This window comes from Oceanicola sp. 502str15, assembly GCF_024105635.1.
Taxonomy (GTDB): Bacteria; Pseudomonadota; Alphaproteobacteria; order Rhodobacterales; family Rhodobacteraceae; genus Vannielia.
The window spans coordinates 2,914,447-2,938,607 of sequence record NZ_WYDQ01000001.1 but is presented as its reverse complement, the minus strand read 5'-3'; the positions used below and the strand labels follow the sequence as shown (position 1 = coordinate 2,938,607).

Annotated in this window: 24 protein-coding genes; 16 read left to right on the top strand and 8 right to left on the bottom strand. The window is 67.0% G+C overall.

Annotated features, from left to right (window positions below):
- Positions 1-18: 18 nt before the first annotated feature.
- The gene (locus GTH22_RS14360; protein WP_252946209.1) at positions 19-894 is read right to left on the bottom strand and encodes a glutathione S-transferase; all 876 of its coding nucleotides are present in this window, start codon (positions 892-894) and stop codon (positions 19-21) included.
- A gap of 193 nt (positions 895-1,087) precedes the next feature.
- On the opposite strand from GTH22_RS14360, the gene GTH22_RS14355 reads away from it, so the two are divergent.
- The 5 genes from GTH22_RS14355 (at position 1,088) to GTH22_RS14335 (ending at position 7,039) form a co-directional block, all read left to right on the top strand.
- The gene (locus GTH22_RS14355) at positions 1,088-1,966 is read left to right on the top strand and encodes an RNA polymerase factor sigma-32 (protein WP_252946208.1); all 879 of its coding nucleotides are present in this window, start codon (positions 1,088-1,090) and stop codon (positions 1,964-1,966) included.
- A 226-nt stretch (positions 1,967-2,192) separates the two neighbouring features.
- Positions 2,193-3,386, top strand: coding sequence for a bifunctional phosphopantothenoylcysteine decarboxylase/phosphopantothenate--cysteine ligase CoaBC (gene coaBC, locus GTH22_RS14350; RefSeq protein ID WP_252946207.1), 1,194 nt, complete (start codon positions 2,193-2,195; stop codon positions 3,384-3,386).
- The gene (dut, locus tag GTH22_RS14345) at positions 3,383-3,850 is read left to right on the top strand and encodes a dUTP diphosphatase (RefSeq protein WP_252946206.1); all 468 of its coding nucleotides are present in this window, start codon (positions 3,383-3,385) and stop codon (positions 3,848-3,850) included. Before coaBC ends, dut begins: the two co-directional genes overlap by 4 nt.
- On the top strand, positions 3,850-4,956 hold the full coding sequence (locus tag GTH22_RS14340; RefSeq protein ID WP_252946205.1) for a HesA/MoeB/ThiF family protein: 1,107 nt from the start codon (positions 3,850-3,852) through the stop codon (positions 4,954-4,956). The genes dut and GTH22_RS14340 overlap by 1 nt, the downstream gene beginning before the upstream one ends.
- A gap of 64 nt (positions 4,957-5,020) precedes the next feature.
- On the top strand, positions 5,021-7,039 hold the full coding sequence (locus GTH22_RS14335; protein WP_252946204.1) for a M3 family metallopeptidase: 2,019 nt from the start codon (positions 5,021-5,023) through the stop codon (positions 7,037-7,039).
- A 256-nt stretch (positions 7,040-7,295) separates the two neighbouring features.
- Here the strand turns inward: GTH22_RS14335 and GTH22_RS14330 are convergent, their stop codons facing one another.
- From GTH22_RS14330 to GTH22_RS14320, 3 genes are all read right to left on the bottom strand, one after another.
- Entirely contained in the window at positions 7,296-8,705 is a 1,410-nt protein-coding gene (locus tag GTH22_RS14330; protein WP_252946203.1) for a TRAP transporter large permease, read from the bottom strand.
- A complete protein-coding gene (locus GTH22_RS14325; protein ID WP_252946202.1) occupies positions 8,702-9,343 on the bottom strand; it encodes a TRAP transporter small permease subunit in 642 nt (213 codons plus the stop codon). Before GTH22_RS14325 ends, GTH22_RS14330 begins: the two co-directional genes overlap by 4 nt.
- Before the next feature lie 75 nt (positions 9,344-9,418).
- Entirely contained in the window at positions 9,419-10,429 is a 1,011-nt protein-coding gene (locus GTH22_RS14320) for a C4-dicarboxylate TRAP transporter substrate-binding protein (RefSeq protein WP_252946201.1), read from the bottom strand.
- A gap of 237 nt (positions 10,430-10,666) precedes the next feature.
- Between GTH22_RS14320 and GTH22_RS14315 the strand changes: the two genes are divergently transcribed.
- From GTH22_RS14315 to GTH22_RS14295, 5 genes are read left to right on the top strand one after another with little or no spacing between them, the layout of a single operon-like run.
- On the top strand, positions 10,667-11,557 hold the full coding sequence (locus GTH22_RS14315) for a metal ABC transporter substrate-binding protein (protein ID WP_252946200.1): 891 nt from the start codon (positions 10,667-10,669) through the stop codon (positions 11,555-11,557).
- Positions 11,554-12,471, top strand: coding sequence for a manganese/iron ABC transporter ATP-binding protein (locus GTH22_RS14310; RefSeq protein WP_252946199.1), 918 nt, complete (start codon positions 11,554-11,556; stop codon positions 12,469-12,471). The genes GTH22_RS14315 and GTH22_RS14310 overlap by 4 nt, the downstream gene beginning before the upstream one ends.
- Positions 12,468-13,313, top strand: coding sequence for a metal ABC transporter permease (locus GTH22_RS14305; RefSeq protein ID WP_252946198.1), 846 nt, complete (start codon positions 12,468-12,470; stop codon positions 13,311-13,313). The genes GTH22_RS14310 and GTH22_RS14305 overlap by 4 nt, the downstream gene beginning before the upstream one ends.
- Positions 13,310-14,164 (top strand): metal ABC transporter permease, encoded by an 855-nt coding sequence (locus GTH22_RS14300; RefSeq protein ID WP_252946197.1) that lies wholly within the window; start codon positions 13,310-13,312, stop codon positions 14,162-14,164. The genes GTH22_RS14305 and GTH22_RS14300 overlap by 4 nt, the downstream gene beginning before the upstream one ends.
- A gap of 30 nt (positions 14,165-14,194) precedes the next feature.
- Complete coding sequence (locus tag GTH22_RS14295) at positions 14,195-15,106, top strand: AEC family transporter (protein WP_252946196.1); 912 nt, start codon at positions 14,195-14,197, stop codon at positions 15,104-15,106.
- Between the two features lie 12 nt (positions 15,107-15,118).
- Here the strand turns inward: GTH22_RS14295 and GTH22_RS14290 are convergent, their stop codons facing one another.
- On the bottom strand, positions 15,119-16,135 hold the full coding sequence (locus GTH22_RS14290; protein WP_252946195.1) for a LacI family DNA-binding transcriptional regulator: 1,017 nt from the start codon (positions 16,133-16,135) through the stop codon (positions 15,119-15,121).
- Between the two features lie 155 nt (positions 16,136-16,290).
- Here GTH22_RS14290 and GTH22_RS14285 point away from each other — a divergent pair, with 155 nt between their 5' ends.
- The 6 genes from GTH22_RS14285 to GTH22_RS14260 are packed head-to-tail and all read left to right on the top strand — an operon-like array spanning position 16,291 to position 22,156.
- Positions 16,291-17,301, top strand: coding sequence for a TRAP transporter substrate-binding protein (locus GTH22_RS14285; RefSeq protein ID WP_252946194.1), 1,011 nt, complete (start codon positions 16,291-16,293; stop codon positions 17,299-17,301).
- A gap of 10 nt (positions 17,302-17,311) precedes the next feature.
- Positions 17,312-17,839, top strand: coding sequence for a TRAP transporter small permease (locus GTH22_RS14280; RefSeq protein WP_252946193.1), 528 nt, complete (start codon positions 17,312-17,314; stop codon positions 17,837-17,839).
- Complete coding sequence (locus GTH22_RS14275) at positions 17,836-19,119, top strand: TRAP transporter large permease (protein ID WP_252946192.1); 1,284 nt, start codon at positions 17,836-17,838, stop codon at positions 19,117-19,119. Before GTH22_RS14280 ends, GTH22_RS14275 begins: the two co-directional genes overlap by 4 nt.
- A 15-nt stretch (positions 19,120-19,134) precedes the next feature.
- A complete protein-coding gene (locus GTH22_RS14270; RefSeq protein WP_252946191.1) occupies positions 19,135-19,674 on the top strand; it encodes a VOC family protein in 540 nt (179 codons plus the stop codon).
- Entirely contained in the window at positions 19,674-20,936 is a 1,263-nt protein-coding gene (locus GTH22_RS14265; RefSeq protein ID WP_252946190.1) for a RuBisCO large subunit C-terminal-like domain-containing protein, read from the top strand. Before GTH22_RS14270 ends, GTH22_RS14265 begins: the two co-directional genes overlap by 1 nt.
- Positions 20,936-22,156, top strand: coding sequence for a four-carbon acid sugar kinase family protein (locus GTH22_RS14260; RefSeq protein WP_252946189.1), 1,221 nt, complete (start codon positions 20,936-20,938; stop codon positions 22,154-22,156). The genes GTH22_RS14265 and GTH22_RS14260 overlap by 1 nt, the downstream gene beginning before the upstream one ends.
- Before the next feature lie 20 nt (positions 22,157-22,176).
- On the opposite strand, the gene GTH22_RS22125 is transcribed toward GTH22_RS14260, so the two are convergent.
- Genes GTH22_RS22125 through GTH22_RS14250 form a run of 3 tightly spaced genes read right to left on the bottom strand, consistent with a single transcriptional unit; the run spans position 22,177 to position 24,132 of the window.
- Positions 22,177-22,299: a hypothetical protein gene (locus GTH22_RS22125; RefSeq protein WP_256471589.1), complete on the bottom strand. Its 123-nt coding sequence runs from the start codon at positions 22,297-22,299 to the stop codon at positions 22,177-22,179.
- 13 nt (positions 22,300-22,312) lie between these two features.
- The gene (locus tag GTH22_RS14255; protein WP_252946188.1) at positions 22,313-23,620 is read right to left on the bottom strand and encodes a TRAP transporter large permease subunit; all 1,308 of its coding nucleotides are present in this window, start codon (positions 23,618-23,620) and stop codon (positions 22,313-22,315) included.
- On the bottom strand, positions 23,620-24,132 hold the full coding sequence (locus GTH22_RS14250; protein ID WP_252946187.1) for a TRAP transporter small permease subunit: 513 nt from the start codon (positions 24,130-24,132) through the stop codon (positions 23,620-23,622). The genes GTH22_RS14255 and GTH22_RS14250 overlap by 1 nt, the downstream gene beginning before the upstream one ends.
- Positions 24,133-24,161 lie beyond the last annotated feature (29 nt).

Here is a 24,161-nt window from a genome sequence, read left to right as displayed (position 1 = left end):
GAGATGGTTATCGAATAGTTAATGCGCCTCGTAGAGCGCCGCGAACTTCGGCCAGGCCAGCGGATCGGGCACGGTCTTGTCGCGGCAGAACGCGTTGCAGAAGCCCCAGACCTTGCCACCGGCCTGCATGAAATGCGTCACCGGCTTGCCCGAGTAAGGGCAGGCCTCGTTGACAGAGGGGCCATCCGCCACCGCCTCCGCCGCCAGCGGCGCGGCGCCGGGCCACTCGCGCTTCGGCAAGTCCTTGGCATACCACGGCAAATCCTCGCCTCTGGCAAAGCCCATCCCGCGCCAGCGCCGAAACGCCGGATCGGCGAGGTGGGCGGCGACATAGGCGGCAGAGGCCTCCGAAACCGGCAGGCCATAGGTCGCGATCCGGGCTGCCACCGGGGCATAGAACGCATCTGCCGCGGAATAGTCGCCACACAGCCACGGCCCCTCGACGCCAAGCGTCTCCCGCGCATGGGCCCAGATCAGATCGAGCCGTGCCAGGTCGGCCAGCACCTCCTCGGAGGGCACAAACCCATCATAGGCCACCCGCAGCGCCATCGGGCAGGCCGAGCGCAGCGCCCCGAACCCGGCATGCATCTCGCAGGCCAGTGCCCGCGCCAGCGCGCGCGCCTTCGGGGCTTCCGGCCAGATCCCCGCCTCGGGAAAGCGGCTCGCAAGCTCCTCGGCAATCGCCAGACTCTCGCCCAGCACAGCGCCCTCATCGGTCACGACCGCCGGCACGGTGCGGGCCGGGGCGATTGCGGCCAGTTGCGCGGCCACGTCACGGTTGGCAAAATCGACCCAGACGGTCTGCCGCTCCAGCCCGAATCTCTCGAACAGGAGCCAGCCCCGAAGGGACCACGAAGAGTAGGCGGGATCGCCGATGTAGAGTGTATTGGTCATACCTGTGACGCTACGCACAGACATGCCCCGCTGACCAACGCATTTTCGCACCGAAGCTCATCACGAATCTTGATGAGAAGCGGTTTTTGCATCTTTGACACTTTATTTTGAACCGAACGGTTCTAATGTGCGTATAACATACATCCCATGGTGCCTGACGGCAGGTGCCCCGGTCCGCGAAAAGGAGCATCCCATGCCTTTGGACGGCGATATCGATACCTCAATGTCCCGCCACGCGCGTCAGGCAGAACTGCTTGACGCCGAAACCGAACAACAGCTGGCCCGGGCCTGGCGCGATCACCGCGACGAACAGGCCCTGCACCGGCTCATAAGTGCCTACATGCGGCTCGCCATCTCCATGGCCGCGAAATACAAGCGCTACGGCGCTCCGATGAACGACCTCATCCAGGAAGCCTCACTTGGGTTGATGAAGGCCGCCGACAAGTTCGACCCCGAGCGCGGCGTGCGGTTTTCCACCTATGCGATGTGGTGGATCAAGGCCTCCGTGCAGGAGTTCGTGATGCGCAACTGGTCCATGGTGCGCACCGGCTCCACCTCGTCGCAGAAGTCGCTGTTCTTCAACATGCGCCGGGTGCAGGCCCAGCTCGAACGCGAGGCGGCCGCGGCCGGCGAGCGGCTCGACAGCCAGCAGCTCCGCCAGAAGATCGCGGTGGAGGTCGGCGTGCCGCTGGCCGATGTCGAGATGATGGAAGGCCGCCTGTCGGGCTCCGACTTCTCGCTCAACGTCACCCAGTCGTCCGAAGACGATGGCCGCCAGTGGATCGATGCCCTCGAGGACGACGGCCCGCAGGCCGCCGAACAGGTGGAGGTCGAGCATGACAAGGCCCAGCTCCGCGACTGGCTGGCCGAGGCCATGGCCGCGCTGAACGACCGCGAGCAGTTCATCATCCGCGAGCGCCGGCTGGCCCGCGAGAAACGCACCCTCGAAAGCCTTGGCGAAGAGCTGGGGCTATCCAAGGAGCGGGTGCGCCAGCTCGAGGCGGCGGCGTTCCAGAAGATGCGCCGCTCGCTCGAGAACCAGTCGGACGAAGTGCTGGCGCTCATCTCCTGAGCCCAGAATGCCTTTGCAGAGATCGAAAGGGCCGCGGTAACACGCGGCCCTTTCCTGTCGCACGACGCCCCGCCCCACGCAGGTCGCCACCTCGGCCCCAAATCCCGCCGGGCTTCATTTTCTTGCTGCAAATATCTCCGGGGGTGTGGGGGCAGCGCCCCCACTGCCAACAGTTGCCGCCCGCACCGCCGCGCCCTACAACAGAGCCAAGCGGAGGGCCAAACCCATGTTGGCAGGCAAGAAAATCCTACTCGTCATCGCCGGGGGCATCGCCGCCTTCAAGTCGCTCGACCTGATCCGGCGGCTCCGGGAACAGGGCGCCGAGGTCACGTCGGTTCTCACCGCCGCGGCAGAAGAGTTCGTCACCCCGCTGACCGTCTCCGTGCTGACCGGCAACAAGGTCTACCGCGAGCTGTTCGACCTGACCGACGAGCGCGAGATGGGCCATATCGAGCTGTCCCGCGCGGCGGACCTTCTGGTCGTCGCCCCGGCCACCGCCAACCTCATCGGCAAGATGGCGGGCGGGCTGGCCGACGACCTCGCCTCCACCCTGCTGATGGCCACCGACAAGCCGGTGCTGATCGCCCCGGCGATGAACGTTCGCATGTGGCTGCACCCCGCGACCCAGCGCAACGTGGCCCAGTTGCGCGCCGACGGGGTGCACTTCAGCGGCCCGGCAGAGGGCGAGATGGCCTGCGGCGAATACGGGCCGGGCCGGATGTCCGAAGCCCATGAAATTGCCGAGGCGGTGTCCGAGGCGCTGGCCGACGGCCCCCTCAAGGGCAAGCACATCGTAATCACCTCCGGCCCCACCCACGAGCCGATCGACCCGGTGCGCTACATCGCCAACCGCTCCTCGGGTGCACAGGGCACCGCGCTCGCCCGCTCGCTGATGGGCCTCGGCGCCTCCGTCACCTTCGTCACCGGCCCGGCCACCGTCCCGCCGCCGCAGGGAGCGAAGGTGGTGCAGGTCGAGACTGCCGCGCAGATGCACGAGGCCGTCTTCAAGGCGCTCCCCGCCGACGCCGCCATTTTCGCCGCCGCCGTGGCCGATTGGCGGGTCGTCGCGGCTTCCGGCTCCAAGATCAAGAAGGACGGCACCGGCAAGATCGCCCCGCTGAATTTCACCGAAAACCCCGACATCCTCGCCGAAGTCTCCAGTGCACCCCAACGCCCGGGCCTCGTCATCGGCTTCGCCGCCGAAACCGACGACCTGCTCAAGCACGCCGAGGCCAAGCTTGCACGCAAGGGCTGCGACTGGATCATCGCCAATGATGTCTCGCCAGAAACCGGCATCATGGGCGGGTCGGAAAACGCGGTGACGATCCTCACCGCCGCGGGGGCCGATGCGCTGCCCCGCATGTCCAAAGACCAGGTCGCCCAGCAGCTTGCCGCCCGCATTGCCGAGGCCCTGACATGACGCCGCAGATCCTCTGCACCCGCGACGAGGGGGCCGACCCGGCTCTGCCCCTCCCGTCCTACGAAACCCCCGGCGCCGCCGGGGCCGACGTGCGGGCCAACTTTCCCGAAGCGCAGCGCACCAGCGGTCTCACCCTCGCCCCCGGCGCCCGCGCCATCGTGCCCTCCGGCCTGCGCGTCGAGATCCCGCAGGGCTTCGAGATTCAGGTCCGCCCGCGCTCCGGCCTCGCCGCCAAGCATGGCGTAACCCTCGTCAACACCCCCGGCACCATCGACAGCGACTATCGCGGCCCCCTCGGGATCCTGATGATCAACCACGGCACCGAGCCCTTCACCGTCGCCCACGGCGACCGGATCGCCCAACTCGTCGTCGCCCCGGTGGTGCAGGCGCGCTTCACAGCCGCCGAAACCCTCACCGACACCCTCCGCGGCGCAGGTGGCTTCGGCTCCACGGGCCGCGGCTGATGATCCTCGTCTACGCGCTGATGGCGCTCGCTTGGTGGGGGGGCGAATGGCTGGGCTGGCGGAAAGTCGAGCGGCAGGCGGCCCTCGTCGTCATCATCCTCGTGGCGCTGGGCCTCAACCTCATCCTGCCCGCCGGACACGCCGTGCGCGAAATCACCGGGCGCTACCCCCAGTTCTGGGCGCTCGTGCTGGTGCTGGGCTCCATCGCGGTGCTCTATGGCACGCTGGTCAACTGGCTTCGCTCCATCGCCCTGTCGCGCGAAGCCCCGGTGCAGGCTGATGACCCGGCCCCAATGCCCCCGCCCGCCCCCACTGCGGACCCATCAAGGCTCACCGGAGAAGAACTCACCCGCTACGCCCGCCATATCGTGCTGCGCGAGATCGGCGGCACGGGGCAGAAGAAGCTGAAGGCCGCCCATGTGCTGGTCATCGGGGCAGGGGGCCTCGGCTCGCCCGCCTTGCTCTACCTCGCCGCCGCCGGGGTCGGCCGTGTGACCGTGCTCGATGACGACACGGTGGATGCCTCCAACCTCCAACGTCAGGTGATCCATCGCACCGATGGGCAGGGCACGAACAAGGCCGAGAGCGCCGCGCAGGCCATGGCCGCGCTCAACCCGCATGTGGAGGTCACACCCCTCGCCACCCGGCTCACCCTCGAGAACGGCCCCGACATCGTGGTCTCGGCCGACATGATCCTCGACGGCACCGACAACTTCGCCACCCGCTATTTGGCCAACGACCTCGCCGTGGCCGCCCGAATCCCGCTCATCTCCGGCGCCCTCTCGCAATGGGAAGGCCAGCTCTCGGTGTTCGACCCCGCGCAGGGCGCGCCCTGCTACCGCTGCATCTTCCCCGACCCGCCCGCGCCCGGCCTTGCGCCCTCCTGCGCCGAGGCCGGCGTGATGGGGCCGCTGCCGGGCGTCGTCGGCGCGATGATGGCGGCGGAGGCGGTCAAGATCATCACCGGCGCGGGCAGCCCCCTGCGCGGGGAGATGCTGATCTATGACGCGCTCTGGAGCGAAACCCGCAAGATCAGGCTCAAGCGCCGTGATGCCTGCCCGACCTGCGGGACAGCCCAAGCCGCCCCAACCCCAAAGGACGGATGAGCGCACCCCCCTTCGCCTTCTCCCGGCCAGCCCCTATGTTCCCTCCCAAAGGAGACCGCGCCCCATGACCAACCCGCTTCTCACCCCCTCCGATCAGCCCTTCGATCTGCCCGAATTCGCCGCCATCACGGATGAGCACTTCTCCCCCGCACTCGATGCCGCCGAGTCCGAGACCCGCGCCACCATTGCCGAGATCGAGGCCAACCCCGAGGCCCCCAGCTTCGCCAACACCATCGAGGCGCTGGAGCTGGCCGACAAACCGCTGAACGACGTGCTCGGCCCCTTCTTCCTGCTCGCCGCCGTCTCCTCGACGCCCGAGCGCGAAAAGCTGCAACGCGCCTTCTCGCCCCGCCTTTCCGCGCTGAACTCCGACATCTCCCTCAGCACCGCGCTCTTTGAGCGGGTCAACACGCTCTGGGAGGGCCGCGACAGCCTCGACCTGACCGAAGAGCAGAGCCGCGTTCTTTACCTCACCCACCGCAGCTTCCGCCGCTCCGGTGCCGGGCTGGACGAAGCCGGCCGCGCGCGGCTGAAGCAGATCAACACTGCCCTCTCCGAGAAAAGCACCGCCTTCGGGCTCAACCTGCTGGCCGACGAGCGCGAGTGGGTCATGCCGGTTTCCGACCTGACGGGCCTGCCCGAGTTTCTGGTGAACGCGATGAAATCCGCTGCCGAGGAAAAGGGCAGCGACACTCCGGTCGTGACCCTCTCGCGCTCGCTGGTCGTGCCCTTCCTGCAATTCTCCCCCAACCGCGAGCAGCGGCGCAAAGCCTACGAGGCATGGACCTCGCGCGGCGCCGGGGGTGGCAAGACCGACAACCGCGCCCTCGCCGCCGAGATGCTGGCCCTGCGCGCCGAGCGGGCCGGGCTGCTGGGCTACGACAGCTTCGCCGACTACCGGCTCGAAACCGAAATGGCCAAGACACCCGATGCCGTGCGCAACCTGCTTCAGGCGGTCTGGTCTCCGGCCCGCGCCAAGGCCGAGGCGGATGCCAAGGTTCTCGAGCGCCGCCTCCACGCCGACGGGTTCGACGGCCCGCTGGAACCCTGGGACTGGCACTACTATTCCGAGGCCCGCCGCAAGGAAGAGCACGCGCTGGACGAGGCCGCGCTGAAACCCTTCTTCCAGCTCGACAAGATGATCGAGGCTGCCTTCGCCTGCGCCTCCCGCCTCTTCGGGCTGGAGTTTGCACCCCTCGACCTGCCGCTCCACCACCCCGATGCCCGCGCCTGGGAGGTCACGCGGGATGGTGAACATATCGCGGTCTTCATCGGTGATTACTTCGCACGCGGCGGCAAGCGCTCGGGCGCGTGGTGCTCTGCACTCCGTTCGCAGCAGAAACTCGCCGGAGACATCCGCCCCCACGTCATCAACGTCTGCAACTTCGCCAAGCCGCCCGCCGGGCAGCCTGCGCTCCTCAGCTACGACGATGCCCGCACGCTGTTTCACGAGTTCGGCCACGCCCTGCACCAGATGCTCTCGGATGTGACCTATTCGAGCATTTCCGGCACCTCGGTCAGCCGCGATTTCGTGGAGCTGCCGTCACAGCTCTACGAGCACTGGCTCGAGGTGCCCGAGGTGCTGCAGGAATTCGCCCTCCATGCCGAGACCGGCAAGCCGATGCCCGACGATCTGCTGCAACGCGTGCTCAATGCGGCAACCTACGACATGGGCTTTTCCACCTGCGAGTTCATCGGCTCCGCGCTGGTAGACCTCGAGTTCCACGCCGGCCCGCCGCCCGCCGACCCGATGCAGAAGCAGGCCGAGGTGCTGGAAGAGATCGGCATGCCCCGCGCCATCCGCATGCGCCATGCGACCCCGCATTTCGCCCACATCTTCTCGGGCGGCTATGCCTCCGCCTACTACAGCTACATGTGGTCCGAGGTGATGGATGCCGATGCCTTCGCCGCCTTCGAGGAGGCCGGTGGCCCGTTCGACCCGGAGATGGCCAAGAGCCTCGAGGCCAATATCCTCTCCGCCGGCGGCACGCAGGAGCCTGAGGCGCTCTATACCGCCTTCCGGGGCCGTCTGCCGGGGGTGGAGGCGCTGCTTAAGGGGCGCGGGCTGGACGACGTCGCCTGAGTATCCACGAAGTTATCCACAGGCCGCGCCGCCAGTTTCGGGGCGGCCCGGAGCGTGCAACACCCTGAAGTTGAGCACACGCCCAACTTCAGGGCGCAATAAAATAACTGATAAGATCGCGTTTCGCCGCTTGACCCGGAGAATTTTCCCCGCCGACTCGCCACAAGTGGCAGGGCGCCGCCCTCTCGAACTGCAAGAATGCGGCTACCCCCGGTGATTTTCTTCACAGCGGGCCTTCGTGACGTAGCGTCACGACCTACAACCCCAGCAGGAGCCCGGGGAGGTAGAGCACGATGGCCGGAAAGGCGACCAGCCCCGCGATGGTGAGCGCGTCGGCCACGAAGAACGGCGCCGCGCCCCGGAACACGTCTTGCACGGAAAGCTCGGGGCGCACCCCGGCAACCACGAAGCAGTTCAGCCCGATGGGGGGCGTGATCAGGCACAGCTCGGCCATCTTCACCACGATGATCCCGAACCAGATCGCGCAGCCCGTCGCGTTCATTCCGAAGGCCGAATCCGCCGCCGTCACCGCCTCTCCGCCGTTCAGCGCAATCACAGCCGGGTAGACGATGGGCAGGGTGAGCAGCAGCATTCCGATGGCGTCCATGAACATGCCGAGCACCGCGTAGGCGCAGAGGATCATCAGCAGGGTGATCATGGGCGACTGGTCGAGCGTGCTGATCCAGTCGGAAAAGGCGCCGGGCAAGTCGGCGAACCCGAGGAAGCGCACGTAGATCAGCACGCCCCAGATGATGGTGAAGATCATCACCGAGAGCTTGGCGGTTTCCAGCAGCGCGTTCTTCAGTTCCGGCCAGCGCATGCCCCGGAACAGCGCGATCAGGAAGACCACGAAGGCCCCGAGCGCGCCGCCCTCGGTGGGCGTGCCCCAGGCGTCGCCGCCGAAGGGGTTGTAGATGAAGAAGATGATGATGAGCACCACGAAGAGGATCGGAAGGGCCCCCGGCAGCGATGCAAAGCGCTGGCCCCAGGTGAAGCCCGTCACCGGCGGCCCCAGCTTCTTCCAGACCATCGCCATGCCCACGACCATCCCGCCGTAGATCAGCGCCGAGAAGGCGCCGGGGATGAAGCCTGCCAGCAGCAGCGCGCCCACGTCCTGCTCCACGATGATCGCGTAGATCACCAGGATGGCCGAAGGCGGGATCAGCGAGGCCAGCGTGCCGGCCGCCGCCACGACGCCCGCCGCAAAGCGCTTGTCGTAACCCTCCGCCAGCATCTCCGGAATGGCGATGCGGGCGAAGACCGCCGAGGTCGCCACGCTTGCGCCCGAGACGGCGGCAAAACCTGCGGTGGCGAAGACGGTCGAAACACCGAGGCCCCCCGGCAGCCAGCCCACCCAGCGTTTTGCGGCGGTGAACAGCGCCTTGGTCAGCCCGGCGTAATAGGCCAGATAGCCGATCAGGATGAAGGTGGGGATCAGCGACAGCGCATGGCTCGACACCTTGGAATGCGGCACCTGCCCGGCGGTCTTCACCGCAACGCCAAGCGCCCAGCCGAACTGCGCGGGGTCATAGCCCTTCTTCGACCAGAAGATCCAAAGCAGCCCCACCAGCCCCGCAATCGCGGCGGCAAAGGCAACCCTCGTGCCGATCAGCACCATCACCAGAAGGCCGGCGGTGACCCAGAGCCCGATCTCGATGGAGGTCATCGCGCGTCCTCCTCGAAGCCGGATACGGTTTCGGCCTCATGGGCGGCCTGTGTGGCGGCATCCTCGATCAACGGCACGGCCACCGGCGCCTCGGCCCCTTCGATCAGCGCCTTTCCGTAAGCGCAGACATGCAGGCAGAGCCGCAGGCAGAGCACCCCGAAGGCCAGCGGAACCACAAGCTTGGCGGGCCAGAGTGGAAGACCGATGTCGATCGAGCTGTCGGCGCTCCAGAGCGGTCGGCCAAAGTCGAACGAACGCCCGAAATGCGACCAGCTCCCCCAGAGAAGCAGCAGCATCAGCGCCAGAACCAGCAGGGTCGACAACAGCTCGAACAGCCACAGCGCCCGGCCCTTCAGGCGGCCCACCAGAATATCCATCCGGATGTGCCCGCCCAGCCGATGGCAGTAGCTCACCCCGAGAATGGCAATGAAGGGCATCAGGAACTGGATCCAGTCGACGTAGCCGGGCAGCGGCTGGTTGAACAGCTTGCGCCCGCCCACCGAGCCGACCGCCAGCAGCATCAGCGAAAAAACCACGATCCCGCCGATCAGCGCCAGCAGCGTCTCCACCCGAAACAGCGCCCGGTCGATCCGACTGAGCGTGCTGTCATCCTCGATAACGTTCGATGCGCCTGCCACGACATGCCCCCTTTTTGCAGAACGGCGGGCCAGGGGTGCACCCCGGCCCGCCGTGTCTTCAGATTGCGCGTCGTATCAGCTGTCGCCGCCGATGACGCCCTGCACGAGGTCCAGCAGCTCCTGCGCCGGAAGCCCCTTGGCCGCATTGTCCTCGACCCAGGCTGCGGCAATCGGGCCGGCGGCCTGATCGCGGAAGGCCTGCAGCGCCTCGTCGGAATAGGTCACCTGCTCAATGCCCTTTTCCTCCAGCAGCGGGCCCCACTTCGACATGGTTGCGCCGTTGTAGTTGTCGACATAGTGCTGGATCGCCTCGTCGACCGAACCCATCAGCGCCTCGCGCTCGGAATCGCTCAGCGCGTTCAGCGCATCGGTGTTCACCACGATCGGGCATTGCACCGTGCCGGGGTTGAGGTTGGTCGTCCACCACTTGGCGCCTTCGATGGTGCCAAAGCTCATGTGGGCATGGGGCGCAAAGGCCACGCCCTTCACCACGCCCGAATCCAGTGCTTGGCGAGCTTCGGAAGATGTCACCGAAGTCGGCACCGCGCCCACGGTCTCCATCGCCCGGCCGATCCCGCCGGTCGCCCGCACGGTGAGGCCGGAGTAGTCTTCCAGCGTCTTGGGCGCATCGCCCACGCCGGCGATGTTGTATTGCGGCATCGGCGAGGGCATCAGCAGGGTGGCGTTCCAGCGTGCGAGGTCTTCCTTCACCGCCGGATGCTCATAGAGCGCAAAGCTTACCTCGACTTCCTTGTCGAGCGTGTCGACGCCAAGGAAGGGCAGCTCGAGCACAGTGAGCGAGGGGTTCTTGTCGGGGTGATAGCCGGCGCAGATCTGCGCCATCTCGAAGGCGCCGATCTCGATGCCATCAAGGTTCTCGGTGTTCTTCGAAAGCCCGCCGTAGCTGATGTTCATGGTAAATTCGCCGCCGGTCTTCTCGCTCACCAGCTCGGCCATCTTCTCCACGTGCTCGGTAAAGGCCCGGCGCTTGCCCCAGACCGAAACGTTCCATTCGGTGGCAGCAGCTTCCCCGGCGATTCCGGCGGTCATCAGGGCGGCCACGGCCACCTTAGTCATCATGTGCATATCTCTCTCCCAGTTGTCGGCGGCTCTTTCGCTTGGCGGAATACGGTTCCACGGCGCGGCCACAGATCGCGATCATCTTAGAAGCAGGGTTTCGTGGATGTGAAGGCTTTTCTGGCCGGGCAGGGGAGGCCACCCCTGATGCTGCACCTGCACATTTAATTGCAACTCATTCGCATTTGCATTGACTCGGCCCTCGCCCGACATATCCTCCTCCCGAACAGCCAAGCAGGAAAGCTCATGCGCAGCCTCACCGCCCTCCTTCTCGCCACCCTCGCCCTCTGGCCCGCCGCCGGCTGGGCCGAGAAGTTCCGGGTCGCCACAACCTTCACCGTGATTGCCGACATGGCCCGCAACGTGGCCGGGGAGACCGCCGAGGTGGTTTCGGTCACGCCGCCCGGTGCCGAGATCCACAATTACGCCCCCGCCCCGCGCGACATTCTGGCCGCGCGTGATGCCGACCTGATCCTGTGGAACGGCCTCAACCTCGAGCTCTGGTTCGAAAAGTTCTTCCGCAACCTCGGCGGGGTGCCCTCTGCCGTGGTCAGTGAGGGGGTGGAGCCGATGTCCATCACCTCCGGCCCCTATGACGGCAAGCCCAATCCCCACGCCTGGATGGGGTTGACCTCGGCCGAGATCTACGTAAACAACATCGCCGCCGCCATGGCCGAGCACGACCCGGATAACGCGGCGACCTACATGGCCAATGCAGAGGCCTACAAGGCCGAAATCGCCGCCACCATCGCGCCGATCCGCGATGCCATCCTCGCCCTGCCCGAGGAGGAGCGCTGGCTCGTCACCTCCGAGGGGGCCTTCTCCTACCTCGCCCGCGACTACGGGCTGAAAGAGCTGTTTCTCTGGCCGATCAACGCCGACCAGCAGGGCACACCGCAACAGGTGCGCGGCGTGATCGACGCGATCCGCGAGCACGACATCAAGGTGGTCTTCTCCGAAAGCACCATCTCCGACAAACCGGCCCGCCAGGTCGCCCGCGAGACCGGCGCGGCCTATGGCGGCGTGCTCTACGTCGACAGCCTGACCGAAGCGGACGGCCCGGTGCCCACCTACCTCGACCTGCTGCGCGTGACCTCCCAGACCATCCTCGACGGGCTGACCGGGGCCGCGCAATGAGCCTCGCCCCCGATCCGCTGGAACACCACGAGCCCGGCACCCCCGCAGCAGGGGGCGGCGTGCTGGTGGATGACATCACCGTCACCTACCGCAACGGCCACACCGCGCTGAGCCACGCCAGCTTCGAGATCCCGAAGGGCACGATCACCGCGCTCGTAGGCGTGAACGGCGCGGGCAAATCCACACTGTTCAAGGCCATCATGGGTTTCCTGAACGTGGCGGCGGGCGATATCCGCGTGCTCGGCCTTCCGGTGCGCGAGGCGCTCAAGAAGAACCTCGTTGCCTATGTCCCCCAGGCCGAGGAGGTCGACTGGGCCTTTCCGGTTCTGGTGGAAGACGTGGTGATGATGGGCCGCTACGGGCACATGGGCTTTCTGCGCCGCCCCCGCGCCGCCGACCGCGAGGCGGTGACGGCCTCGCTCGCCCGCGTCGGCATGTCCGACTTCCGCCACCGTCAGATCGGCGAGCTTTCGGGCGGGCAGCGCAAGCGGGTGTTCCTCGCCCGTGCCCTTGCGCAGGAGGGCAGGGTGATCCTGCTCGACGAGCCCTTCACCGGCGTCGACGTGACCACCGAGGAAGAGATCATCAAGCTCCTGCGCGAGCTGCGCGACGAGGGCCGGGTGATGCTGGTTTCTACCCACAACCTCGGCTCCGTGCCCGAGTTCTGCGACAGGACGGTGCTGGTGAAAGGCACCGTGCTCGCTTACGGCCCCACCTCCCAGACCTTCACCCGCGAAAACCTCGAAGAGGCCTTCGGCGGCGTGCTCCGCCACTTCGTCCTCGGCGGGGCCGACCTGCACGATGACGAAGACGCGCGCAGCATCACCGTCATCACCGACGACGAACGCCCCTTCGTCATGTACCAAGAGCACAAGGATCCCGCCGACCCGGAAGAAGACGAGGACTGGGAATGATCCTCCTCGAACCCTTCTCCTATGCCTACATGACCAACGCCATGTGGGTCTCGGCCCTGGTCGGCTGCGTCTGCGCCTTCCTCTCCGCCTTCCTGATGCTCAAGGGCTGGTCGCTCATCGGCGATGCGCTCTCCCATGCCATCGTGCCGGGCGTGGCCGGGGCCTACATGCTCGGCCTGCCCTTCGCGCTGGGCGCCTTTCTCTCAGGCGGGCTGGCCGCAGGGGCGATGCTGTTTCTCAACCAGCGCACGGGCCTGAAGGAAGACGCGATCATCGGGCTGATCTTCACCAGCTTCTTCGGCCTCGGCCTCTTCATGGTCTCGGTCTCCCCCGTGCCGGTGAACATCCAGACCATCACCCTTGGCAACATCCTCGCCATCACGCCCGGTGACACGCTGCAACTCGTCATCATCGCGGTGGTGACGCTGGTGATTCTCACCGCCAAGTGGCGCGACCTGATGGTGACCTTCTTCGACGAAAGCCACGCCCGCTCCATCGGCCTCAACACCAATGGGCTGCGCATCCTCTTCTTCACCCTGCTCGCCGCCTCCACCGTGGCCGCGCTGCAGACCGTGGGAGCCTTCCTCGTCATCTCCATGGTCGTTACCCCCGGCGCCACCGCCTACCTGCTGACAGACCGCTTCCACCGCCTGATCTGGCTCTCGGTGGCGATCGGCGCGGGCACGGGCTTCTTCGGGGCCTACATCAGCTACTTCCTCAACGGCGCCACCGGCGGGGTGATCGTGCTGCTGCAGGTTGGCCTCTTCCTCGTGGCCTTCTTCCTTGCCCCCACCCACGGCATGCTGGCGGCCCGCCGCCGCGCCCGGGAGGCCCTGCAATGATCGAAGAGCTGCTGCTGCCGTTCCAACTGCCGTTCATGCAGTACGCCCTCGCCGTGGCTGCGCTTATCTCGGTGCCGGCGGCGATGCTCTCCTGCTTCCTCGTTCTGAAGGGCTGGTCGCTGATGGGCGATGCGGTTTCTCACGCCGTCCTTCCCGGCGTGGTGCTGGCCTATATCGTCGGCCTCCCCCTCGGCATCGGGGCCTTCCTCGCCGGGATGGGCTGCGCGTTGGCCACCGGCTACCTGCAGGAGAATTCCCGCATCAAGCAGGACACGGTGATGGGCGTGGTCTTCTCCGGCATGTTCGCGCTCGGCCTCGTGATCTACACCGCCATCGCCTCCGATGTGCACCTCGATCACATCCTCTTCGGCGACATCCTCGGCATCGGGCCTGCCGACCTCTGGGAAGCCGGGATCATCGGTGGCGCCGTCGCCCTTGCCCTCGCCGTGAAGTGGAAAGACCTGCTGCTCCACGCCTTCGACCCGACCCAGGCCAAGGCCTCGGGGCTACCGGTGGGCTGGCTGCACTACGGGCTGCTGGTGGCGCTCTCCCTCACCATTGTCGCGGCGCTGAAGGCGGTGGGCATCATCCTCGCCATCGCCCTGCTGATCGCGCCGGGAGCCACGGCCTTCCTGCTGACCCGGCGGTTCCATGCCATGCTGATGGTCTCCGTCGGCCTCGCGCTGGGCTGCGCCCTTGCGGGAACCTACGCCAGCTTCTGGCTCAATTCGGCCCCGGCCCCCACCATCGTGCTGGCCATGACCCTCTGCTTCATCGTGGCCTTCCTGCTGACGGTGCAGCGCGCCCGGCGATCGGCCCAACCGCTTGCCCCCGGGAGCACCACGCCGTAACCCACGTGGGCCGACACCGGAAAACCGCCCATGCTCATCCTCACCATCTGGCCGCTCTTTGCCCTGATCTGCCTCGGCTTCCTGCTCTCCCGCAGGGGCTGGCCCGATCCGGGCTTCTGGCCCGCCGCCGAGAAGCTGAACTACTTCCTCCTGTTTCCGGCCCTGCTGGTCTCGAGCCTTGCCAATGCACCGCTGACCGATCCGGCGATCTTGCGCATGGGCGGGGCGGCGCTCGTCGCCATCTCGCTCGCGGCGCTCGCGCTCTGGGCCCTGCGCCGCTTCGTGCTGCCTGCAAGACCGGCGCGCTACGGCCCGGCCTTCCAGGGGGTGGTGCGGTTCAACACCTATATCGGCCTCGCGGTCACGGCCGGGCTCACGGGCACGGCGGGGCTGGGGCAGGCGGCGGTCTACCTCGCCATCGCGGTGCCCTTCGTCAACGTGCTCTCTATCATGGCGCTCTCGGAGCAGACCGGCCTGCGCGCGGCCCCCGCCATGGCACGCAGCATCCTGACCAACCCGCTGATCCTCGCTTGCCTCGCCGGTATCGCCCTGACGCTTTCCGGCATCGGCCTGCCGCTCGGCACCGACCGCTTTCTCGACCTGATGGGCCGCGCCAGCCTGCCCCTCGGCCTGCTCTGCGTCGGCGCCGCCCTGCGCCCCGAGGCGCTGCGCCAGGACTTCCTGCCCCTGGTCGGCATCGGCGCCCTGCGCCTCATCGCCATGCCCCTCTTCGCCGCCTTCATCGCGGGCGCGATGGGCCTCACCGGAACCGAGGCGCTCGTGATGGTGGTCTTCTCCGCCATTCCCGTCGCCCCCACCGCCTACGTCCTTACCCGCCAGCTCGGCGGCGACGGCACGCTGATGGCGGGCCTCGTCACATCCCAGACCCTCGCCGCCGTGGCCACGATCCCGCTGGTGCTCTGGCTGCTGGGCATGGGCTGAGGCCCCCGGCCGTCAGGGCAGGTTCTCACGAAAGTAGATATCGAGCTTCAGCGCCCCCTGGGGGGCCTGCGCCCGGGCGAGCGCGGCCAGGGCGCGGTCGAGCAGCAGGTCCGGGTCCTGATCGAAAACCGCATCCATGGTTCCATCTAGCAGGGCGCGGCGGGTGTCGGCGGTAAGCCCGTGACCGATGAACACGACCTCCTCGCGCCCGCGCTCCCGCAGGGCGCGGGTGATTCCGCCCGACGAGCCGCCAACGTTGTAGATCCCCACGAGATCCGGCTGCTGATCGAGCAGCGCCAACGTGTGCCGATAGTTCTGGGCGGCATCGTCATGCCCTTCCCGTAAGCCGACGAGGCTGAGGGCCGGAAACATCTCGTCGAGCAGGCTCAGAAACCCGGCCTCCCTCTCGCTGTGCGCCCGGTAGTTCCGCGACCCGGCCACCAGCGCCACGGCCCCCTCGCGCCGTCCGGCAAGGCGCCCGAGCAGCAGCCCCGCCGTGCGGCCGACGGCGTGGTTGTCGAGCCCGATGTGCGCCACCCCGGCGCGATCCCCGTGGTTGGACACCAGTGTCACCAGCCGCACCCCCTGTGCCGCCACCTCCGCCGCTGCGGCGCGCACTTCCGGGTGTTCGATGGCAAAGAACGCCACCCCGTCGGACCAGTCCGCCGCCCGGCGCAGGGCCGCCGCCAGAGCGGGGGCGTTGAAGCTTTCGATGAAGAAACAACGCAAAAAGGGCGCGCTGGCCTCGCGCTCTCCAATCCGCGCCCGCACCCTGTCACCCAGCAGCCGCAGGTAGGGGTTGGTGCCCGCAGGCAACAGCACGGTGATGTTCATCGCCCGCTGCGCCCCGATATGCGCCGCTTCCTCATCCCCGAGGTAGCCAACGGCCCGCGCCGCCTCCAGAACCCTCAGCCGGGTGCGCTCCGACACGCCCTTTCGCCGGTTCACCACCCGGTCCACCGTGGCCATCGAAACCCCGGCCCGCGTGGCGATATCGGTCAGAAGCGGGCGATCTGCTTTGGTTGCCATCTGGCAAGACCCCTCAAAATACATCAATCTTATCTGCTGGACCAATCATGGTTCAATTCCCTACCCTATGTCAAAGACACGATTTCCTGAGGATTTGCCGTTTGCGATTGCGGCCCTGTGCCTCAGAATACATCAGAAATCTCGGGAGGAGAGAGATGACACACTTCAACGGTTTGAACCGCCGCTCCGTATTGGCCCTCGGTGGCGCCGCGCTGGCGGCCCCGCTCGTCGCGCGGCCCGCCTTTGCGGCCACCAGCCTGCGCTATGGCCACAACAACGAGGTCGCCTCGGTCGCCGGCGCGCAGGCCGACTGGTTTGCCGAAGCCCTCGGCCAGACCTCGGGCGGCGAGCTTGAGGTGCAGGTCTTCCCCAACAGCCAACTGGGCAAGTTGCAGGAGCTGGCCGAGGCGGTTTCGCTCGGCACAATCGCCTTCTCGCATAACACCGCCGGCGCGCTCGGCTCGCTCTACCAGCCCTTCGCCGCGCTCGACACGCCTTATCTTTACCGCGACATCGACCACCTGATGGCGGTGACCGACGTGGAAAGCCCGGTCATGCAGGAGCTGAACGAGGGCCTGATCGCCGCCGCCAACGTGCGGGTGATCTATGCCCACTACTTCGGCCGCCGCAACCTGACCTGCAACAAGGCGGTCATGGGCCCGGCGGACCTTGAGGGCGTGAAGATCCGCGCCGTGCCCTTCCCGATCTACACCACCGCCGTAGAGGGCATGGGCGCCGTTGCCGTGCCGGTCGACTGGTCGGAGGTGCCCACGGCGCTGGCCACCGGCGTGGTGCAGGGGCAGGAGAACCCGGTGAACGTGGTGCTCAACGTCAAGCTCTACGAGGTGCAGAGCCACCTGATGCTGACCGGCCATATGAGCAACGCCGAGGTCGTGGTGATGAACGAGGACGTATGGCAGGGCCTGCCCGATGCCCAGAAAGAGGCCGTGCGCGAAGCCTCGACCCAGACCCGCGAAAAGGCCACCAAGGCCATTCTCGACAACGAGGAGGGCGAGACCCAGCAGCTGCGCGATCTCGGCATGACGGTGATCGGCGAGGAAGACGGGCTTGATCTGGCGGGCTTCCGCGAGAGCGTGTCGAAGCTGGTCGACGAACGTTTCGGCGCCGAATACGGCGATCTCTACGCCAAGATCGCCGCGATCTGAGCCCGCCGGAATGCGCCGCATCAGCAGCATGATCGCCCGCGTGGCAAATTGGGGGGTGGGGCTTGGCCTCACCCTTCTCGCCCTGATGGCGGTGCTGGTGGTGGCGCAGGTCGCGGCCCGGAACTTCCTTGATATCGGCCTGCCATGGGCCGACGAGCTGGCCCGGTTCAGCGGCATCGGGCTGGTGTTTCTGTCGGTGCCCGCGCTGGCGGGGCGGCAATCGCTGGTGGCTGTCACCATGCTGCCCGACCTGCTCGGCGGGCGCGCCGCCCGCCTGCTGCAACTGCTGGCGGATATCGCCACGCTGGTCTTCGCCGCGCTGCTGCTCTGGAGCTTTGCCGAGTTCCTGCCGCGAGCGGGCAAATTCCTGACCCCGGCGATGCGGGTGCCCAACTGGTTTTACTATTCGCTCGCGCTGACCGGCTCGCTGTTTCTGGCGCTTGTGGCGCTCGATCGGATCGCGGCCACCCTGCGCGGCAAAAATCCGACCGCCCCCTATGGCGAGGCGGGCGCGGAAGAGGCGCTGAAAACCGCATGACCGCCCTGCTGCTGACCATCTTCTTCGTTCTGCTGATCGCGGGCGCCCCGGTTGCCGTGTGCCTCGGCCTTTCCGCCGCCGTGGTGATCGTGAGCGAGGGGCTGCCGGTTTCGGTGCTGGCGCAGCGCAGCCTCAACGCGCTCGACAGCTCGCCGCTGCTGGCGGTGCCGCTGTTCATCTTCGCGGCCTCGCTGCTGAATGCGACCGGAGTCACCACTCACCTCTTCGATCTTGTACGCATGGTGCTGGGCCGCATCCGGGGCGCGGTGGCGCAGGTTTCGATCCTCGTTTCGCTCATCTTTTCCGGCGTGAGCGGCGCGGCGCTGGCCGACATCGGCGCGCTCGGCAAGATCCAGATCGACCAGATGACGCGGCAGGGCTACCGCCCCGAGTTCGCCGCGGGCCTTACCGTGGCCGCCGCCACCATCGGCCCGATCTTTCCGCCCTCGATCCCGATCATCATCTATGCCTCGGTGGCGAATGTCTCTGCGGTGCAACTGCTGCTGGCCGGGATCGTGCCCGCGCTGCTGCTGACCGCGCTTTTGATGGTGCAGGTCGCCGTGCTGGCGCGGGTCAAATCGCTGCCGCGCGACACCATCGCCGCCCGCCCCGCCGACGTGGCCCGCAAGGCCGCCATCTCCTTTCCGGCGCTGCTGGCCCCGGTGCTGCTGATCGGCGGGCTGATGTCGGGCTACTTCGGGCCGACCGAGGTGGCGGGCGTGACCGTGGCCTATGCGCTGTTCATCGGCATCTTCATCTATCGCTCGCTCACCCTGCGCGGGCTGTTCGAGGCGCTGAAAGACACCACCACCGCCACCGCCAACATCCTATTCGTCGTGGCCACCGCAGCGCTTTTCGCCTGGGTGCTGACGCTGGATCAGGTGCCGATGAAGGTCTCGGCCCTGCTGCTCGGGCTTACCGAAAACCCGCTGCTGCTGCTGTTGCTGGTCAATATCCTGCTGCTCGTGGTCGGCATGGTGCTGGAGAGCATCGCCGCGATCCTGATCATCGCGCCGATCATCGCCCCTGCCCTCACCATGGCCGGGGTGGACCCGTTGCAGCTTGGCATTGTCTTCGTGCTCAACCTGATGATCGGCCTGCTGACGCCGCCGGTGGGCATGAGCCTTTATATGATCACGATCATCACCAAGATGCCCGTGACCCGCGTGATTGCCGGGGTGATGCCCTTCTTCATCCCGCTTCTGCTTTCGCTGCTGGTCGTCTCCGCCGTTCCGGCGCTGTCGACCTGGCTGCCCGAAACCCTGATGAACACCCCCTGACAAGATGAGGCGCCCATGAGCAACCTACTCGGCCCGATCCGACAGCTCGGCATCGTCGTGGACGATATCGAAGCCGGCATGAAGCACTGGTCGGAGGTCATGGGCGTTGGCCCGTGGTTCTACAATCCGCAGGTGCCGATCGAGAATTACACCTACGGGGGTGAGAGCTATGTGCCGCACAACTCCGTGGCGCTGGCGAACTCGGGCGAGATGCAGGTGGAGCTGATCCAGACCCGCAATGACGTGCCCTCGATGTATCGCGATTACATGCAGAAGGGGCTGCGCGGTTTGCAGCATGTGGCCTTCTGGACCACGCAGTTTGACGACGATCTGGCGATGATGGAGGCGCGGGGCTTCACGGTGAAGATGTCTGGCACCGTGGGGCAGAACGGGCGGTTCGTGTATTTCGAGCAGGAGCATCATCCGGGCACCTGTATCGAGCTTTCCGAGGTGATGGGGCCGAAGGGGCGGATGTTCGACATGATCCGCGAGGCCGCCGTGGGCTGGGATGGCAGCGATCCCGTGCGCCCCTTCCCCGACCTCTCCGCGATCTGATGGAGCGCGTCACCGCCGACTACCTGATCGAAACGCCGTTTCCGCTGGAGGATGTGGCGGCGATGATGGCAGGCGAGCAATCGTCGGGCACCTTCGTTCGCGTGGCTGGCGAAACCGATGAGCTGCGCGCCCGCTCGGCGGCGCAGGTGCTTGACATCGAGGATCTGGGCGAGGTGGAGGAACCTTCGCTCACCTCGGCCTATATCGCCCGCAAGGGCGCGCCGGGGCCGTATCGCCGGGCAAGGGTGCGCATTGCCTTTCCGGTCGGCAACATCGGGAAGAACCTGCCAACGCTGGCGGCCACCGTTTCAGGCAACCTCTACGACTTGGGCGAAGTCACTGGGCTGAAGCTGCTCAATGTCACCATCCCAGCCGAATACCGCGCCCGCTACCCGCGGCCCGCGCAGGGCATCGCCGGCACCCGCTCCAGCCTCGGCGTGCAGGGCCGCCCGATCTTCGGCACCATCATCAAGCCCAACGTCGGCATGACCCCCGAGGCGATTGCCGCGCTCGTGGCCGATCTCTGTGCCGCCGGTGTCGACTTCATCAAGGATGACGAGATCTGCGCCAACCCCGATGTTGCCCCACTTGCGCAACGAGTGCCGCTGGTGATGGAAGCGATCAAGCGCGCGGAGGACACATCAGGCCGCCGCGTCATGATGGCCTTCAACATCACCGACGAGACAGACGCGATGCGCCGCCATGCCGACCTCGTGGCGCAGCACGGCGGGACCTGCGTGATGGCCTCGCTCAACTGGTGCGGCCTCTCGGCAATGGAAACCCTCCGCGCCCACACCCCGCTGGCGATCCACGGCCACCGCAACGGCTTCGGCGCCATGAGCCGCCACCCGGCGCTCGGCATGGCCTTCCCCGCCTACCAGGCGCTCTACCGGCTGGCCGGGGTGGATCACATGCATGTCCACGGGATCGGCGGCAAGTTCGTCGACAGCGCCGAGGAAGTCACCGAGGCCGCCCGCGCCTGCCTCGCTCCACTGGCCGAGGGCGCCGACGACGCGGTCATGCCCGCCTTCTCCTCCGGCCAATGGGCCGGCACGCTTGGCTCCGCGCTGGAGGCGGCGGGATCGGCGGACCTGATGTTCATGTGCGGCGGCGGCATCCTCGCCCATCCGGGTGGCCCGGCGGCGGGCATCGCCTCGCTGCGGGACGCCTACGAGGCGCTCTCCGAAGGAGAAAGCCTCGCCCAAGCAGCCGCCAACCGGCCGGCCCTCGCTGCCGCCCTCGACTTCTTCGGCAGCCGCTGATGGGCGCGCGGATCGTCTTTCTCGGCGACGATTTCACCGGCGCCTCCGACAGCCTCGCCACCTATGCCCGCGGCGGGCTCGCCACGCGCCTCGTCACCGGTGATGCTGCGCCGGAAAATGGCCTCGACGTGCTCGGCATCGCAACCGATCTCCGCTCCCTGCAACCATCGCGCGCCGAGCAGGTCGTGGAGGCACTATGGCCGATGATCTCCCGCGAGGCGCCAGACGTGCTTCACCTAAAGACCTGCTCCACCTTTGACTCCGCGCCACAGGTCGGCAGCATCGGCGCGGTGGCACGTCAGCTCATCGCGCTGTTCAAACCGGACGTGACGGCGGTGATCGGGGGCCAGCCGAGCCTCGGGCGTTACTGCGCCTTCGGCACGCTGTTCGCACGCGGGCCTGACGGGGCGGTGCATCGGATCGACCGGCACCCGGTGATGTCCCACCATCCGGTCACGCCCATGCAGGAGGCCGATCTGGGCCGCCACCTCGAGGCTCAGGGCCTCGCTCCGCTGACGCGCATCACCCTCCCCGGCCTGCATGACACCGATCAGGTGGCCCAGATCCTGCGCGCAGGCCCCGCCCTGATCGACGTCATGAGCGCCGATGACCTGCCAAGGATCGGCGAGGCGCTCGCGCAGGCAGGCGGGCGTCAGCTTCTCATTGGTGCAAGCTCGATTGCCGAGATCCTCGCCACCGGGATGGAGCCCGCAACCATATCCGCCCCCGCGCCACCGCCGGGGGGGCTGCTCACCTTTGCCGGGTCGCGGTCTTCGGTCACGGCCGCGCAGGTCGCGACGGCCCGGGCCTACCAGCGTGTGGAACTCACCCCGGCAATGCTCGACGACCCGCAAACCCCCGCCCGGCTCGCAGAAAGCATGTCTGCCGACCGCCCCCTGCTGCTGCACCTCGACCCGGAGGCCGACTATCGCCACGGCCCCGACGCCCTCGCCGACATCTGCGCCGGGGTCGTCGCCCGGATCGCGGCCCTGTCGCCGCTCCGGGCCCTCGGTCTCGCCGGCGGAGATACCTCCAGCCGCATCGTTGCCCGTCTCGGGTTCACGGCGCTCGACTACCTTGCAGACATGGGGCAGGGCGCCTGCATCTGCTCCGGCCGCCACGCGGACCCCGGCAGGAATGGCATGCGGGTGATGCTCAAGGGTGGCCAGATGGGCGCGGCTGACCTGTTCGACAGCTTCGCTGACGCGAGCACCCGCTAGGGCCGCCCGCCCGCGCCGCGCTAGATCGCCCCCCGCGCGAGGGCGATCAGCGCCCAGACCAGCACCACCACGCCGATCGCGCCGACGATCTCGGGCCACCAGCCGAACTCGTAAACCTCGTGGTCTTCGTCATTGGTATCCATGATGGTGTCCTTTCTAGAGGCCCGGCAGCCAGAGCGCGATCTGCGGGAAGGCCATGACCAGCGCCAGCCCGATGATCTGGAGCCCGATGAAGGGCAGCACGGCAAGGAAGATTTCCTGCAACGTCACATCCTTGGGCGCCACGCTCTTGAGGTAGAAGCACGCCGGGCCGAAGGGCGGCGAGAGCATATAGATCTGGATGTTCATGGCAAAGAGGATGCCGAACCAGACCGGGTCATATCCGAGCTGCACCACCACCGGCGCAAAGACCGGGACGGTGATGAAGACGATGGCGATCCACTCCAGGAAGGTGCCCAGAAAGAAGATGATCAGCATCATCACGATGATGACCATGATCGGGGCCATGTCGAGGCCGGTGAGGATGCCGCTCAGAAAGCGGGTGCCGCCCATCAGGTTGTAGATGCCCACGAGGCTGACGGCCCCGATGATGAGCCAGAGAATCGAGCCGGTGGTGAGCGTCGTCGCCCAGAGCGCCTCGCGCACGCCCTTGGTGGTCAGCTCCCGCCGGGCGGCGGCCACGATCAGCGAGCCGACCGCGCCGATGGCCGCGGATTCGGTGACGGTGGCGATGCCGCCGTAGATCGAGCCGAGCACGCCGAAGATCAGCAGGAAGGGCAGGACAAGCCCCTTGAGGTAGGCGAGCCGCTCGAAGAACGGCAGGTGGGCCTCGGGCGCGTCATAGGCGGGGCCCATGGCGGGGCTCATCTTTACCCGGAACAGCACATAGGCAATGTAGAGCGACGCCAGCAGCACGCCGGGGCCAACGCCCGCCGTGAACAGGTCGCGCACAGACACCCCGGCCTCGGCGCCATAGACGATCAGCACCACGCTGGGCGGGATGAGCGTGGCCAGCGAGCCCGAGGCGCAGAGCACCCCGATGGAGAGCTTGCGGTCATACCCGAGACGGAACATCTGCGGCAGGGCGATGAGCCCGAGCAGCACGATCTCGCCGCCCACGATCCCCGACATGGCCGCCAGCACCACGGCCACGAGGCAGGTTTGCACCGCGACGCCGCCTTTCATCCGGCCGCCGAGCACGGCCATGGAGTTGAACAGCTCTTTCGCGACCCCTGATCGCTCCATGATATTGGCCATGAAGACGAAGAAGGGCACCGCCACGAGGGTCTGCTTGTCCATCACCTTGGTGACGGCGGAGGTGACGAGGATAAAGCCGTTGCTGCCGTAGGCGAGGTAGGCGGTGGCGACCGAGATCAGCAGGGTCGAGGCGCCGAGCGGCACCCCGATGGCCATGAGGATGAACAGCGCCGAGACGATGCAGAGGGTGACAAGTTCGATGCCCATCATTCAACTCCAAGGCCGGCGGGAGCGGGGCGCTGGTGCGCTGGTGTCAGGAGGTTTGCGAGCAGTTGCAGGAAGTAGAGCACCGCTGAGGCCAGAAGCATTGGCTTGATGTAGGTCGGCGTATAGGGATCGAAGGCGCTGCCGGTGGTCTGGGGCGCGCGGAGCACCTTCACCATCGGCTCCCAGAGCATGATCACGAGCCCGGCCACGCCGATCATGGACAGAAGGATCGCGATTTTCTTCATCCGGTTCCAAAGCGCCTCACCGACGAGGATTTCCATGGTGGTGACGGTGATGTGGCGGCGCTGCTGTGTGACCGCGCCGACGCAGAGCATCCAGGCGGTGGCCACCAGAACCATGATGGTTTCGGAGGTCCAGGAGGTTGGCGCGCCCATCACGTAGCGCATGAAGACCTCGTAGAGCGAAAGCGCCACGGCCGCGAGGTAGAACACCCCGCAGACCTTGCCGAGAAAGACCGAGACCTTCCCCATGATCGTTACATATGCCTGCATCCCTGCCCCTCCCCGGTGGCTGAAGGGGC

Bases quoted from the DNA above. Each gene is read 5' to 3' on its own strand.
- GTH22_RS22125 (WP_256471589.1), bottom strand. From the start codon at position 22,299: ATGGATACCAATGACGAAGACCACGAGGTTTACGAGTTCGGCTGGTGG.
- GTH22_RS14255 (WP_252946188.1), bottom strand. From the start codon at position 23,620: ATGGGCATCGAACTTGTCACCCTCTGCATCGTCTCGGCGCTGTTCATC.
- dut (WP_252946206.1), top strand. From the start codon at position 3,383: ATGACGCCGCAGATCCTCTGCACCCGCGACGAGGGGGCCGACCCGGCT.
- GTH22_RS14340 (WP_252946205.1), top strand. From the start codon at position 3,850: ATGATCCTCGTCTACGCGCTGATGGCGCTCGCTTGGTGGGGGGGCGAA.
- GTH22_RS14260 (WP_252946189.1), top strand. From the start codon at position 20,936: ATGGGCGCGCGGATCGTCTTTCTCGGCGACGATTTCACCGGCGCCTCC.
- GTH22_RS14360 (WP_252946209.1), bottom strand. From the start codon at position 894: ATGACCAATACACTCTACATCGGCGATCCCGCCTACTCTTCGTGGTCC.
- GTH22_RS14310 (WP_252946199.1), top strand. From the start codon at position 11,554: ATGAGCCTCGCCCCCGATCCGCTGGAACACCACGAGCCCGGCACCCCC.
- GTH22_RS14320 (WP_252946201.1), bottom strand. From the start codon at position 10,429: ATGCACATGATGACTAAGGTGGCCGTGGCCGCCCTGATGACCGCCGGA.
- coaBC (WP_252946207.1), top strand. From the start codon at position 2,193: ATGTTGGCAGGCAAGAAAATCCTACTCGTCATCGCCGGGGGCATCGCC.
- GTH22_RS14280 (WP_252946193.1), top strand. From the start codon at position 17,312: ATGCGCCGCATCAGCAGCATGATCGCCCGCGTGGCAAATTGGGGGGTG.
- GTH22_RS14275 (WP_252946192.1), top strand. From the start codon at position 17,836: ATGACCGCCCTGCTGCTGACCATCTTCTTCGTTCTGCTGATCGCGGGC.
- GTH22_RS14285 (WP_252946194.1), top strand. From the start codon at position 16,291: ATGACACACTTCAACGGTTTGAACCGCCGCTCCGTATTGGCCCTCGGT.
- GTH22_RS14265 (WP_252946190.1), top strand. From the start codon at position 19,674: ATGGAGCGCGTCACCGCCGACTACCTGATCGAAACGCCGTTTCCGCTG.
- GTH22_RS14295 (WP_252946196.1), top strand. From the start codon at position 14,195: ATGCTCATCCTCACCATCTGGCCGCTCTTTGCCCTGATCTGCCTCGGC.
- GTH22_RS14270 (WP_252946191.1), top strand. From the start codon at position 19,135: ATGAGCAACCTACTCGGCCCGATCCGACAGCTCGGCATCGTCGTGGAC.
- GTH22_RS14290 (WP_252946195.1), bottom strand. From the start codon at position 16,135: ATGGCAACCAAAGCAGATCGCCCGCTTCTGACCGATATCGCCACGCGG.
- GTH22_RS14335 (WP_252946204.1), top strand. From the start codon at position 5,021: ATGACCAACCCGCTTCTCACCCCCTCCGATCAGCCCTTCGATCTGCCC.
- GTH22_RS14250 (WP_252946187.1), bottom strand. From the start codon at position 24,132: ATGCAGGCATATGTAACGATCATGGGGAAGGTCTCGGTCTTTCTCGGC.
- GTH22_RS14315 (WP_252946200.1), top strand. From the start codon at position 10,667: ATGCGCAGCCTCACCGCCCTCCTTCTCGCCACCCTCGCCCTCTGGCCC.
- GTH22_RS14330 (WP_252946203.1), bottom strand. From the start codon at position 8,705: ATGACCTCCATCGAGATCGGGCTCTGGGTCACCGCCGGCCTTCTGGTG.
- GTH22_RS14305 (WP_252946198.1), top strand. From the start codon at position 12,468: ATGATCCTCCTCGAACCCTTCTCCTATGCCTACATGACCAACGCCATG.
- GTH22_RS14300 (WP_252946197.1), top strand. From the start codon at position 13,310: ATGATCGAAGAGCTGCTGCTGCCGTTCCAACTGCCGTTCATGCAGTAC.
- GTH22_RS14355 (WP_252946208.1), top strand. From the start codon at position 1,088: ATGCCTTTGGACGGCGATATCGATACCTCAATGTCCCGCCACGCGCGT.